Genomic DNA, 12,165 nt, shown 5'->3' on the forward strand with positions numbered 1-12,165 from the left:
CGCTATCGCGATTTGAACCGTGGCGGCTTTGCGCTATCTGGTCCAGCATGAACCTTTCCAAGATGATCCGTTTCCCGCTGCTGGCAATTGCCGGCGTCACCGCACTGCCGATCGCGGCGCAGACGCCGCCGCCTGTGGTGGCGCCCACTTTGCCGTTGCCGACGGTGCAGCCCATTCCCGCACCCCCGCCGCCGGTGCCGATCCCGGCGCTATCGTCGGCGCAGGAAGCCTGGGCCAATGACTGGCTGAAAAGCGGCGCGGCGCAGGGGCTGATGGCCCGGCAGAAGGCTAGCGGCCCGCTGAAGGGCGATGCACTGGTGAGCGCCTTGCTCGATCGGGCCAAGGCGCTCAGCACCGGGCGGGTGGACACAGCCGACTTCCTCAATATCTGGGCCTTGCGCCCCGCCGCGTTCGACCCACGCCCCGGCCTGGCCAAGGCCGTGAGCGAAGATCGGCTGGCGCAATGGTCCGCCGGCCTGACACCGCCCTGGGCAGGCTATGACACACTGCGCAAGGGCCTCGCCAAATATGAGGCGATCCGCGACAGGGGCGGCTGGCCGACGCTGACCGCCGCGTCCGCACCCGATGTGGTGCGCGCGCGCATCGCGCTGGAAGACCCTGCCGTCACGCAGGACGAGAGGCTGGTCGACGTGATCCAGCGCGCCCAGCGCCGCTATGGGCTGGAGCCGACCGGCGCGCTCGGCGCCCGGACGCTGGAGGCGCTCAATGTCGGCGTGAATGATCGCATCGCCGCGATCATGGCCAATATGGAGCGGTGGCGCTGGATGCCGCGCAGCCTGCCGGTCAACCGCGTGCAGGTGAACATCGCTGCGGCCGTACTGACCGTGTTCGAGGGCGACCAGCCGGTCAGTTCGATGCGCGCCGTCACCGGCAGCCCGGACAATCAGACGCCGATGCTGACGTCCAGCATTCATTCGATCGTCGTCAATCCGCCCTGGAACGTGCCGATGTCGATCGCCAGGCGGGAACTGTTCCCCAAGGGCCGCGCGACTCTGGCCAGGCAGGGCTACAAGATCATCAAGACGCCCGAGGGCGGCGAGCGGATCGTCCAGCCGGCAGGACCGGGCAGCGCGCTCGGTCGGTTGAAGTTCGACTTCAACAATCCCTTCGCCGTCTATCTGCACGACACCCCGTCGCGGGGCAAATTCTCCAGCTATGACAGACTCGCCAGCCATGGCTGCATCCGCCTGGAAAAGCCGGTGGCACTGGCAGAACAGATGGTCGCGGCCGATCCGAATCTGAACGGCCAGATCCAGACGCTGATCGACGAGGGCAAGACGCAGCGCGTGTCGCTGCCCAGCCAGGTCGCGGTCTATCTGCTCTACTGGACCGCCTTTGCCGGCAATAACGGCACGGTCAGCTTCCGCGCCGATCCCTATGGCTGGGACAAACTGCTCGCGCAGAAGATCGAGGCGTCGAGCCGCCGCGTCGATCCCACCGCAGCCCCTTCCCCCAACCTCGCATCCAAGGACTGACGACACCCCATGCGCAAGATCGCTTTCATCGCCCTCGCCGGCGCCCTTGCCCTCGCCGCTTGCGGCAAGAAGGAAGAGCCGGCCCCTGACGCCACCAACAATCTGGTCGAACCGCCGGTCGAAAATGTGATCGTCGAGGAGCCGGAGGCGCCGTTGCCCGAAGTGCAGAACAATGCCAGCGCGACTCCGGTCGCGGCACCACCCAAGGTGTCGGAACAACAGCAGATTCTGGATGACGCGGAAGCCAGCGGCATGACGGCGCGTTTGCCTGAAGGCGGCGAACAGAGCCAGCCTGCGGACGAAGCGAGCAAGACGGGCGAGTAAGACCCTGCACCCCGGTCTTGGACCGGGGCGTCTCCTTTGCTATATTGCGGCCATGGATCGCCGCAATTTTACGAAGTTCGCTTTAAGCGGACTCGCCTTCTCGTTTCTGTCGGACAGCATGGGTCGCGCCGCGCTTCCCGTGACGGGTTCTGAACCCGCGCCGCCGGCTTCGGTTCCGACCGTGCCCGCCACGCCGCGCGCGGTTTCGCAGAAGCCCTATTCGGCGCTGCTGGAGCGGGCCAGGGCCGCGCTCGACGACCATGCCCATCATTTCGAATTGCGCGATCGACTGGCGATCGTGGACTTCGACGCACCGTCGAAAAACCCGCGCATGCACATCGTCGACCTGATCGGCGGGCAGACCAGCAGCTATCTGGTGTCGCACGGTCGCGGGTCCGATCCGGCCCATTCCGGCTGGCTGCACAGTTTCTCCAACGAGTTCAACTCGCTGGCCAGTTCGTCTGGCGCGTTCAAGACAGGCGACATGTATTTCGGCCAGCATGGTCGCTCGATGCGCCTGCTCGGCCTCGACCCGCAGAACAACAATGCCGAACAGCGTGCCATCGTCATCCATGGCGCCGATTATGTGAGCGAGGACCATGTCGCCGCCTGGGGCAAGTGCGGACGCTCGGAGGGCTGCTTTGCCGTGGCGCCACATATCGTTCCGCAGGTGCTGGGCCTGCTGGGACCGGGGCGGATGCTCTACGCCGACAAGATCGGCAATGGCTGACCCGACGCTCCCCGATCTTGACCGGGGAGGATGTCGGCAGCTTATCCCTCGGTCGCGGGCGCGCCGGTCATGGTGTCGATCTGCGGCCTGTTGATCGCGTCGATCGACCCGTCGGCGATCATCGCCTGACCCATGCTGATGGCCTCGTCACGAATCCCCTCTTCGGTGCCGGTCTGGCTGGCACCGACCAGAGCGGCCAAAAGGACGTTCTTCGATGCCGCGTCGGCGGGCTGATCCGCGACCGTCTGGCGCGCCAGCGTCAGCGCTTCCTTGAAAAAGGGATCGGCGCCGCCGAGATCATGGTCGCGCAGATTCTGGTTACCCAACTGGATGAGAATGCCGGCCAGAATGTTGCGGCTGGCGGTATCGGTCGGCTTCGCCTCCACCAGCTTGCGCCAATAAGGCACGGATTCGTCATAGATGGGGACGATCCGGTCCATCTGCCCCAGCGCGCCATAGGCGGCCGCCTGCGCATAGAGCGCGTTGGCGAGGAAATTGACATTGTCGATCTTCGACGGGTCGGCCGCCGCAGCGGTACGGATCGGCGGCAGCGCCGCGTCATATTTGGCGATGGCGGTGGCGTTGTCGCCTTTCTGCTGCGCGGTCTGACCGGCGGTGAAATCGGTCACGGCCTTGTTGAAGGCGGTGATTTCCGCAGACGTCAGTTCCCGCGCGACGGGGGCTTCGGCCACAGGAGCAGCCTCCTCCACCGGCGGCGCTTCGGGCGGTGGCGCGTCCGGCACCTGCTGGGCAAGAACCGGGGCGGAAACGGCCATCAGCGCCGTCAGAACGGATTTTGCAAACGTCGAGGCCAACGTCGAGTTCTCCTATAGCGTTGCAGAGGGATTGAAGCCGGACATAGACTGTCCGTACTGGTGACAGAATGAACGAAGCGGCACCCCGGTTCCAGCGCTTGTTCCTATCCCCGGCTGAGCGCACAGAAAGCGGCGGCGGTGGCAAAGTCGTCGGCGCGCCGAACGCTGCGTGCGGCGGCCTCCGCATCCTCGCCCCATTGTTCGACCTGCCAGGCTTCGTCTATTTCGGCCGCCTGCCAGATGGCGCCGATCTCACGGCCGCCCTCCACCACGGCAAGGCCGCAGACCAGCGATCCGCTGAGCGTCACCAGCGTCGACAGGCCGGTGAGGATGAAGGGGTTGATCGCCACAACCGCCGCGGCCAGCCGAGCCAGCGTTTCTTCCGGCTGGGGCACGGGAATGATTCCCTGCGTGACGGCGAAGGTCACATCATAGCGGCTTCTTGCCCAGTCGAGCAAAGGCTCCCACGCCGCCACCTGCCGCGCGACCAGCGTGTCCGGTCCATCGGCGCGGTAGCAGAGCAGGTCGGACTGCGCGTAGCGGGCCACCCCTTCGGCGAATGTAGCCGGGTCCGGCGCGACATGGTCGATCGCGGCGTTGGCAAGGCCGGTCATCGGCATGGACGCAGGATCGACCGTCTCGCCCTGCGCGCGCCATTCCTGCGCGATCGCTTCGGCGAGTGCAGCTGTCGGCAGCGTCAGCGATGCGCGAGCGGGGGTGCGGACCGGACGCCCGTCCAGCCGGATGCCAAAGCCGCCCTCCTCGGCAACCACGGTCACATCGGTGTAGAAACGCTTCATTGTGGCGGCCTCTGGCGGAACAACGCCAGCAGCAGGCGCGGGACGACGACGAACTGGACCAGGCCGGTGACGACCATGATCGCACCGAACGCCTTCGCCTTGTCCCCCTGCACCCAGGAAAAGCGCTGCATGATGGCCAGGAAGCCGAACATGACGATGAAGGCGCCGGACAGGCGGAACAGGCCGATCGCGAAGTGGCGCTGACGCGCGACGGAATCGGGATCGGGCTTTTGCGGCGGTGGAAGGTTGGTCATGGCGCGCCGATATGGCCGCGCAAATCTCCGCTGTCCATCGCCACGGCATGCGCACCCGCCGCGATCAGCTCGTCGGGCAGATGATAGCCCCAGGCAACGCCGATACTGCGCACGCCTGCGGCCCGGCCCATGTCGATGTCGAAACTGGTGTCGCCGATCATGACTGTCGTGTCCGGCTCCGCCCCGGCCTCCGCCATGGCGGTCAGCAGCATTGAGGGATGCGGCTTGGACGGGTGACGATCGGCGGTCTGGAGCGTCACGAACCGGTCGATGATGCCATGATGGGTGAGGCAGAGATTGAGTCCCCTATCCGACTTGCCCGTGGCCACGCCCAGCAGCCATCCGGCCCCCTCCAGTTCCTGCACCAGTTCCGCGATGCCGGGATAGAGCGGCTCCTGCACCCCCTGATCCCGCCGCATCGCCTGAAAAGCCAGCTTGTAGCGATCGGCGAGATGATCATGGAAATCGGCTTCCGCATCGGGCAGCAGTCGCGCCATGGCAACCGGCAGCGACAGGCCGACAGCCGCCAGGATCGCCAGCCGCTCCGGTGGCGGCAGCTTCACATCCTCGAACGCGCGCGCCATGGCGGTGCAGATGCTATGCTGGCTGTCGACCAGCGTGCCGTCGCAATCGAAGACGACGAGGCGATTGCTCATCCCTGACGACTGCTCCCACGCGACCGGCGCTCGCCCTTGCGATCCTTGCGCACCTGCTTGGCATGCTGCCGCGCGAACTTCTTCTCATCCTCGCGGGTCGGGGTCCGGTCGATCTCGTCGTCCAGCGGCATGTCGCCCAGCTTCAGGTCGAAGCCGAGTTCCTGAAGGCTGTTGGCGAAATGCGGCGGCAGGTCCGCCATCACGTCCACCCGGCCGCCATCGGGATGATCCACGCGGATGCGCCGCGCATGCAGGTGCATCTTGCGGCTGATCGTGCCGGACAGGAAAGCGTCCTTGCCGCCATATTTGCCGTCGCCCACGATCGGGAAGCCGATCGCCGCCAGATGTACGCGCAACTGGTGGGTGCGACCGGTATAGGGTTGCAGTTCGACCCAGGCGGCACGGTTGCCGGCCCGTTCGATCACGCGGTAACGGGTGCGGGCGGGCAGGCCCTCCTCCTCATCGACGTGCATCTTTTCGCCACCGGTGCCCGGCTGCTTGGCGAGCGGCAGTTCGATCATGCCATCGTTGATCGACGGCATGCCGATCACCAGCGCCCAATAGACTTTGCGCGCGGTGCGGCTGGAGAAGGCCTTGGCGAAATGCGCGGCGGAGCGACTGGACCGCGCCAGCAGCAACGCGCCCGACGTATCCTTGTCCAGCCGGTGCACCAGCTTGGGCCGCGATTCGGCGTCGAACAACAGGCCGTCGAGCAACTTGTCGACATGCTCGTCGGTCTTCGTCCCGCCCTGGGTGGCGAGGCCGGGGGGCTTGTTGATGACGATCGCCTGTTCGTCGCGATGGATCACCATGTCCTGAACATAAGCGATCTCGTCCGGGGTCAGGTCGATGACGCGGACGCGCTTGGGACGTTCGGGAGCCTCCGGCTTGGCTTCGGCCGGGGGCACGCGGATCATCTGGCCTTCGACGATGCGGTCGCCCGGCGCGGCGCGCGCGCCATCGACGCGGAGCTGGCCCGTGCGCGACCAGCGCGACACCAGGTTGAAGCCGACATCGGGCAAATGCCGCTGGAACCAGCGGTCGAGCCGTATGCCGTCATCATCCGCCTGCACCCGATATTGCCGCACGTCGAGCGAAACGCCCTTGGCCGGGTTGGGCTTGGACGGCTTTGCGGGCGCAGCCACCACAGGCTTGGCCGCAGCCGATTTCGCGGCGGCAGGCGCCTTGGGCTTGAAGGCTGGCTTGCCGTCCTTGAACGCCGGTTTGCCGTCCTTGCGCGGGCCGGCGGGCTTGCGCGGGCCGGCGGGCTTGCCACGGCCCGACGCAGCACCGGCTTTGCGATCGCCCGGCTTGCGGTCCGAAGGCCGGCCAGCCGAAGGCCCCTTACCAGAAGACCCTTTGCTCGAAGACTGGCCGCCGCGCGCGCCTGCGCCGCCGCTCTTGGCTGGAGGACGCCCCTTCATGCCACTGCACTCCGCATGACGGTAAGGCCCAGCGCCAGCGCGCCGACCGCGCCGATCACGGATGCCACCGCATAGCTCATGGCGAGTGCGGCCTGGCCGCGTTCGATCATCATCATGGTTTCCAGGCTGAAGGCGGAGAAGGTGGTGAAGCCACCCAGCACGCCGACGCCGAGCAACAGGCGGATCGGTTCGCCGGAGACGGCGCTGCCCCGCCCCAGCCAGCCGGCAAGCAGCCCCATGGCGAAGCCGCCGATCAGATTGGCGGCGAAGGTACCCCAGGGCCATGCGGCACCGGGAGTCATGGGGCCGATGAAACGGCCAAGCTGATAGCGCAGAGCCGCGCCGACAGCGCCGCCGCCCATCACAAGAAACATGTTGGTCATGAAACCCGCCCTATAGCGATTCCGCCAAAGGGGAAAGGCCGCAGTCAGGCCGCAATCGTCGCTTCTGCCGATGTCGGCCGCCGATGAACGGCAATGCAACTGATGACGCTGCCCACCACCAGCGCAAAGGCCACGCTTTCCAGCAGGGTCGGCAACCGCCGTTCCCACATAAAGCCGTAGATCAGCGCAAAGCCGGTTTCGAACAGGATCATCTGTCCCACCATGGTCAGCGGCAGCAGGCGGCTCATGCGGTTCCAGAGCATGTTGCCGACGATCGAGGCGAAGAGTGCGACAGCGAGTGAGACAGATAAAAATTTGGTCCAGGCCGCCGCGTCATGATGGCCGATGCCCATGGCCAGGGCGACCGGTAGCAACAGAAACGCCTGTGCGCCGGTCATCAGGCCGATCGCCAGGTTCCAGTCCTGCGCCGATATGCCGCCCAATCGGCCGAGCCAGCGGCTGTTGCCGACCGCAAAGGCGCTCCAGGAGATAAGGGCACCCACCGCACAGAGGAAGCCGATGATCCGGGGGCCGAGCGACGCCGTGCCCGGGACTGCGATCGCCTGCCAGCCGATGCATAATGCGCCCGCGCCGCAGAGCAGCAGGGAGGGCGCCAGCCGGCGCAGCGACACTGCGCCGCGCTCACGGCTCCCAATGATCGTGACCGCCACCGGCAGGAAGCCGATCACCAGGGAGGTCATGGCGATGCCGCCCATCTGCACGGCGGTTGCCAGCAGGACGTAATAAAAGAGATTGCCGGCCAGGGCGAGCCAGCCAAGCGCCCACCAGGCGCCCGAACGCATCTGCGCGATCAGGCTGCGCCAGCGCGGCGCGATCAACAGGCCGGACATCAGGCCATAGGCAAGGTAACGCCCGATGGCGAGGTCGAGCGGGCGGAAATCGCGCACCAGCGCCGGGGCAAGGAAGACCAGTCCCCATAAGGCGCCCGCTCCCATGCCGCACAGGATGCCGGTCAGATGCCCACTCTCTCTGGATGTTCCGTCCATGCCCTGCCCTTCGATCATGGCGATGAGAATTATCATCATTGCACCGGGAAAAATGCTCTTGATTGGGCATCTGATTGCAACAATTACTCGATAATGCCCATCCCGACTCCCCCTACCCGTCCCCTCGACCCGTTCGACCGGGCGATTTTGCGAATCATCCAGCGTGACAACCGAACGCCTCAGCGCGCCATTGCCGAGGCGGTGAACCTGTCCACCGCCGCCGTGCAACGCCGGATCGCCGCGATGGAAAGACAGGGCGTGATCGCCGCCAATGCCGCGATCGTCGATCCCGATGCGGTCGGCCTGGGCGTCACATCGATCGTGGAGGTCAATCTGGTCGATGAAAAGGCGACGACCGTCGATCGGGCCAAGACGCTATTCCGTAACGATCCCGACGTACAGCAATGCTATTATGTCACCGGCGGCCGCAGCTTCATCATGATCATCGTCGCGCCCGACATGCGCAGTTATGAAGCGACCACCCGCCGCCTGTTCGCGGAGAATGCGACGGTGGCCAGCTATCACAGCTATCTGGCGCTCAGCCGGGTCAAGGCCGGGATGGAACTGGTCATCCGCTGAACGAACAATCCGTTGCCCTTTGGCCCAAGCCGGCTAGTCTGCCGCCATGTCGGAGCGGAAACTCAGGGCGTGGCAGGCGGCGGGACTGATCGACGCCGACACCGCCAGCCGGATCAGCGCATGGGAGGCGGCGCATAGTCGGTCGATCGGCGTGTGGGCGATCGTGGGCCTGGGCGCGCTGACGATCGGGCTTGGCCTCGTCTCGCTGATCGCCGCCAATTGGGAGCAGATTCCCGGCACCACGCGGCTTGCCATACACATGCTCCTCATGATCGCGCTGGCGGCATGGACTTGGTGGAGCCTGCCCAGGGGCCGGATGCACGATCAGGTGCATGACGCGCTGCTCTTCGTCGGCGCGGTGCTGGGCCTCACCTTCTTCGGCCATCTGGGGCAGGTCTATCAAACCAGTTCGCCGCTCTGGCAGCCACTGCTCGCCTGGCTGCTGCTATTCTCCCCGTTCCTGCTGCTGTTCGGACGCGGCTGGCCGGTCGCGGGCCTCTGGATGGCCGGCCTGCTGGGCACGATGTGGACGCATGCGGAGGATCATGGCCATATCTGGTCGTTGTTCGGCCGGACGGAACCCCCCTGGCTCTATTGGGGCCTGATCGCCTGCCCGCCGATGCTGGTCGCCGGCGCCGCCGCACTCCTACGCAGCCGGAGCGAGCGCCCCGCTTTCTGGCGCCTGCTCGAACAGATGGCCGTCGCCACCATCTTCACCGGCCTCAGCCTCGCCATCCTGCTCCACGGCTGGGATGGCGACGGCAGCCTTCTGCCCGGCAGCGCGCTGATCCACAGCATCGCCCTGCTCGCCGCCGCAGCCGCCATCGCCTATGCCCGGCGCACCGCATCCGGCCGGGCGACCGCCGCGCTGCTGCTGATCGCGGCCGCGCTGCACCTGATTCAGGCGCTGGTACCCTATGGCCATGGCGCCGCCCGCGCCTGGATCAGCAGCCTGTTCTTCTGCCTCCTCTGGGGCGCAGTTGCGGCGGCCGCCATCCATGCCGGCTGGCGGCGCCTGTTCCAGCTCGGCGTGGCGATGGTGGCGCTGCGCATCATCATCTTGAGTTTCGAGCTGAACGACGATCTGCTGGGCAGCGGCGTCGGCCTGATCCTGTCCGGCCTGTTCGCCATGGCAGTCGCCTGGGCAACGATCCGCCTGTCCCGCCGCTATGCTCCGGCGCGGGGAGACGCCGCATGACATTTCGCCACAGTCGCCTCATGCTCGCCGCCACGTTGTTGCTGCCGCTCGCCGCTTTGGCCGTCAGTTGGGCCGTCACCCACCATCAGGCGCAACAGGGTCAGGACTGGCTGATCCCGATTCAGGGCTATGACCCGCGCGACCTGCTGCGCGGCCATTATGTCCAGTATCGCTACGACTGGCCGACATCGCCAGAACAGCAGCAGACGGAGAGCGCCGTGTCGCCCGGTGATGCCGACGCGCTTTGCATCATAGGCAGCGCGCCTCATGTCCGCGCGGTCCGGCCCCTGCCAAGCAGTTCCGATCCGATCGTGGACAAGGATTGCGCCATCATCCTGCGCGGGACGCTGGGCACCCGACGCGAAATACGGGGGCTGGACCGCGGCATCTTCTACGCCTCGCAATCACAGGCGCTGGTCCTCTCCCGCAAACTGGCCGATCCCGATGTGCAGGGGTTGATTCGCGTGCGGGTCCGCCCTGACGGCATGCTGCGCCCGATCGCGATGGAATTTCGTCGTCGCCCACGCCCGACGCCTTAAAGCTCCAGCCCGATCAGCGTCCCGCTGCCGATCTTGTCGATATAGCGTTTGCCGTCGATTTCCAGCCAGTCGGGCGTCACTTCCAGCCGACGGCCGTTGATGGTGGTGCGCAGATGCTCCACCGCGATCCGGTTGCGCGCCACGATGCGCAACACCGCCAGCCCGTCGCCCCGCGCCGCCATCATGCTGTAGCGGTCGCCGCGCAGCAGGAAATGCCAGCTACCATCGGTCGGCTTCCATTCATTGCCGTCGATAATCTGGGTCGCGACCCCATCCGGCGATCCCAGCCGCACGCTGATGCGGGTCGCCCCGTTCATCCGGCGCGGCGGCGCGAAGATCAGGATCGGCTCACCCTCCAGCGTGATCGGGATCGGCGTATCGCGCAGCAGCCGCGATCCGCCGACGATCAGCTGCGGCAGTTCCGCCGAAAAGGGCAGCCGGTCCCGCGCGAAATGGCGCTGGCGCACCACCGGGTTGGCGTGGAAACTCTGGACCTGGGTGGCGGTCAGCCGCCCTTCTTCCACCAGCCCGTGGCAGGTCGGACAGAGCAGGGTCGCCCCCGGCCCGTCCGGCAGCCCCAGATAGCGATAGATGGTCACGCCGCAGCGCACACAGGCAAAACCGCAGGCCTGCCGTATATCGGCGCGCTGCTCGGCCGTCAGATCCGGCAACGACGGCATCACTCGCAAGCCAACCATGGACGACCCCTTTTTCCGCCGTTCACCCAGATGTGAACGGACGTTCCTGACATGGCGTCCTCTTGCGAATATGGGGCTCTTCGGCCCCTTCCTTGTTAGCCCTATCGTTTAAATTTATCGGCCCAAGTCAAGGGCCTGAACGAATTACCTCATCTTTTCCGCTATCTTTGCGGCAACAGATCGACATTGCGCGCGGCGGCGATCGCGCGGATGCGGTCGGGCCGTGGCATATTCTTGATCGCGATCTCGGCGATGTCGCCGGCGCTGAACAGCTCGACATGGCCGACGCCGAAAATGCGCTGGCCCAGTGTCTGGGTGATCCGCACCGACCTTATGCTGCTCAGTGCGATCTCGGTCCGCTGCTTGGCCAGCAGCCCGCGCTCCAGCAGCACCTCCCGCTCGCTCAGCGCCAGTCGCTCGCCCTTGTGCAGCACCCACCAGATGCCGATGGCGATGATGCCCACCACCGACACCAGCAGCAGCAGGAACAGGACAGGGTGCGCCCGGACCATGGCGGGATGCTCGTCATACAGCCAGATGTCGCTCACGCCGTCTCCCTTGCTACAGCATGCTGACTTGACCATGGCCCGGCGCGCCCGTCAAGCCGCAGGCAGATGACGCAGCGCCGGCTGGTTAACCGAAATTTTCCATAAGCGACGGTAAAGCATCCGCTCCATTTGGGACGGATCATGGCACGAAACCTCTATGATGTCGGCGATCGCACCCCGGACGACACGGGTAGCTGGCTGAATGAAAAGCAGGAAAAGCGCGCCCGCGTGCTGCCGATCGGCATGCTGTTCGGCGCCATGGCGCTGGCGATCGGCGGAGCGCTAATGTTCGGGTGGCTGCTCCCCGCCTCCAGCGAGGCGGACAGGACCGCCGCCGCAACCACGAGCATCACCGACGAATTCGCGCTGTGCGACGATAGCAGGGGCGATGCCTGCGTGCTGGGCGCCGATGCCTATGCCTGGCGCGGCCAGCGCTATCACATCGCCGATATCAGCGTGCCCAGCGCCATCGACGCGCGCTGCCCGCAGGAAGCCGACCGCGCCCGAAAGGGCCGCGCCGCCTTGCTGGCGATGATGAACGGTGGCGCGTTCCAGGCTTTGCCGGACGCCGCCGATACTGACCCGTCCGCCCGCATCCTCCTGCGTGACAATGTCTCGATCGGCCAGTTGATGGTCATGAAGGGCCATGCGAAGCCCTGGTCGGGCAAGCCGACCAACTGGTGCAAAGGCTGAACGCGCGAGCCACGCGCGACG

General features: G+C 66.1%; 16 protein-coding genes. 7 read left to right on the top strand and 9 right to left on the bottom strand.

The window, feature by feature from the left end; translation table 11 throughout:
• Nucleotides 1-47 precede the first annotated feature (47 nt).
• The 3 genes from ASE85_RS17790 to ASE85_RS17800 are packed head-to-tail and all read left to right on the top strand — an operon-like array spanning nt 48 to nt 2,550.
• A complete protein-coding gene (locus tag ASE85_RS17790; protein ID WP_056691604.1) occupies nt 48-1,496 on the top strand; it encodes a L,D-transpeptidase family protein in 1,449 nt (482 codons plus the stop codon).
• A 9-nt stretch (nt 1,497-1,505) separates the two neighbouring features.
• Nucleotides 1,506-1,820 (top strand): hypothetical protein, encoded by a 315-nt coding sequence (locus tag ASE85_RS17795; RefSeq protein WP_056691607.1) that lies wholly within the window; start codon nt 1,506-1,508, stop codon nt 1,818-1,820.
• 52 nt (nt 1,821-1,872) lie between these two features.
• Nucleotides 1,873-2,550: a murein L,D-transpeptidase catalytic domain family protein gene (locus ASE85_RS17800; protein ID WP_056691609.1), complete on the top strand. Its 678-nt coding sequence runs from the start codon at nt 1,873-1,875 to the stop codon at nt 2,548-2,550.
• 41 nt (nt 2,551-2,591) lie between these two features.
• Here the strand turns inward: ASE85_RS17800 and ASE85_RS17805 are convergent, their stop codons facing one another.
• From ASE85_RS17805 to ASE85_RS17835, 7 genes are all read right to left on the bottom strand, one after another.
• The gene (locus ASE85_RS17805; RefSeq protein WP_056692049.1) at nt 2,592-3,326 is read right to left on the bottom strand and encodes a hypothetical protein; all 735 of its coding nucleotides are present in this window, start codon (nt 3,324-3,326) and stop codon (nt 2,592-2,594) included.
• Nucleotides 3,327-3,469: 143 nt separating this feature from the next.
• Nucleotides 3,470-4,165 (bottom strand): ATP12 family chaperone protein, encoded by a 696-nt coding sequence (locus tag ASE85_RS17810; RefSeq protein WP_056691612.1) that lies wholly within the window; start codon nt 4,163-4,165, stop codon nt 3,470-3,472.
• Entirely contained in the window at nt 4,162-4,419 is a 258-nt protein-coding gene (locus ASE85_RS17815; protein WP_056691614.1) for a hypothetical protein, read from the bottom strand. The genes ASE85_RS17810 and ASE85_RS17815 overlap by 4 nt, the downstream gene beginning before the upstream one ends.
• Nucleotides 4,416-5,075, bottom strand: a complete 660-nt coding sequence (locus tag ASE85_RS17820; RefSeq protein ID WP_056691617.1) for an HAD-IA family hydrolase — start codon at nt 5,073-5,075, stop codon at nt 4,416-4,418. The genes ASE85_RS17815 and ASE85_RS17820 overlap by 4 nt, the downstream gene beginning before the upstream one ends.
• Nucleotides 5,072-6,499 (bottom strand): RluA family pseudouridine synthase, encoded by a 1,428-nt coding sequence (locus tag ASE85_RS17825; RefSeq protein WP_056691620.1) that lies wholly within the window; start codon nt 6,497-6,499, stop codon nt 5,072-5,074. Before ASE85_RS17825 ends, ASE85_RS17820 begins: the two co-directional genes overlap by 4 nt.
• A complete protein-coding gene (gene crcB / locus ASE85_RS17830) occupies nt 6,496-6,882 on the bottom strand; it encodes a fluoride efflux transporter CrcB (RefSeq protein ID WP_056691623.1) in 387 nt (128 codons plus the stop codon). Before crcB ends, ASE85_RS17825 begins: the two co-directional genes overlap by 4 nt.
• Before the next feature lie 44 nt (nt 6,883-6,926).
• Nucleotides 6,927-7,889 carry a DMT family transporter gene (locus ASE85_RS17835; protein WP_056692052.1) on the bottom strand — a complete coding sequence of 321 codons (963 nt, stop codon included), beginning with the start codon at nt 7,887-7,889 and terminating at the stop codon, nt 6,927-6,929.
• Nucleotides 7,890-7,982: 93 nt separating this feature from the next.
• On the opposite strand from ASE85_RS17835, the gene ASE85_RS17840 reads away from it, so the two are divergent.
• From ASE85_RS17840 to ASE85_RS17850, 3 genes are read left to right on the top strand one after another with little or no spacing between them, the layout of a single operon-like run.
• On the top strand, nt 7,983-8,468 hold the full coding sequence (locus tag ASE85_RS17840; RefSeq protein WP_056691625.1) for an Lrp/AsnC family transcriptional regulator: 486 nt from the start codon (nt 7,983-7,985) through the stop codon (nt 8,466-8,468).
• A gap of 46 nt (nt 8,469-8,514) precedes the next feature.
• The gene (locus ASE85_RS17845; protein ID WP_056691628.1) at nt 8,515-9,666 is read left to right on the top strand and encodes a DUF2157 domain-containing protein; all 1,152 of its coding nucleotides are present in this window, start codon (nt 8,515-8,517) and stop codon (nt 9,664-9,666) included.
• A complete protein-coding gene (locus tag ASE85_RS17850; RefSeq protein WP_082462912.1) occupies nt 9,663-10,205 on the top strand; it encodes a GDYXXLXY domain-containing protein in 543 nt (180 codons plus the stop codon). The genes ASE85_RS17845 and ASE85_RS17850 overlap by 4 nt, the downstream gene beginning before the upstream one ends.
• Here the strand turns inward: ASE85_RS17850 and ASE85_RS17855 are convergent.
• Nucleotides 10,202-10,885 (bottom strand): hypothetical protein, encoded by a 684-nt coding sequence (locus ASE85_RS17855; protein ID WP_200928400.1) that lies wholly within the window; start codon nt 10,883-10,885, stop codon nt 10,202-10,204. The two genes, ASE85_RS17850 and ASE85_RS17855, sit on opposite strands and share 4 nt — an antisense overlap.
• Before the next feature lie 179 nt (nt 10,886-11,064).
• Complete coding sequence (locus tag ASE85_RS17860; RefSeq protein WP_056691639.1) at nt 11,065-11,451, bottom strand: PH domain-containing protein; 387 nt, start codon at nt 11,449-11,451, stop codon at nt 11,065-11,067.
• Between the two features lie 141 nt (nt 11,452-11,592).
• On the opposite strand from ASE85_RS17860, the gene ASE85_RS17865 reads away from it, so the two are divergent.
• Complete coding sequence (locus ASE85_RS17865) at nt 11,593-12,144, top strand: hypothetical protein (RefSeq protein WP_056691642.1); 552 nt, start codon at nt 11,593-11,595, stop codon at nt 12,142-12,144.
• The last annotated feature ends 21 nt before the right edge of the window (nt 12,145-12,165 follow it).

It is taken from the genome of Sphingobium sp. Leaf26, from assembly GCF_001421665.1.
Lineage (GTDB): Bacteria > Pseudomonadota > Alphaproteobacteria > Sphingomonadales > Sphingomonadaceae > Sphingobium.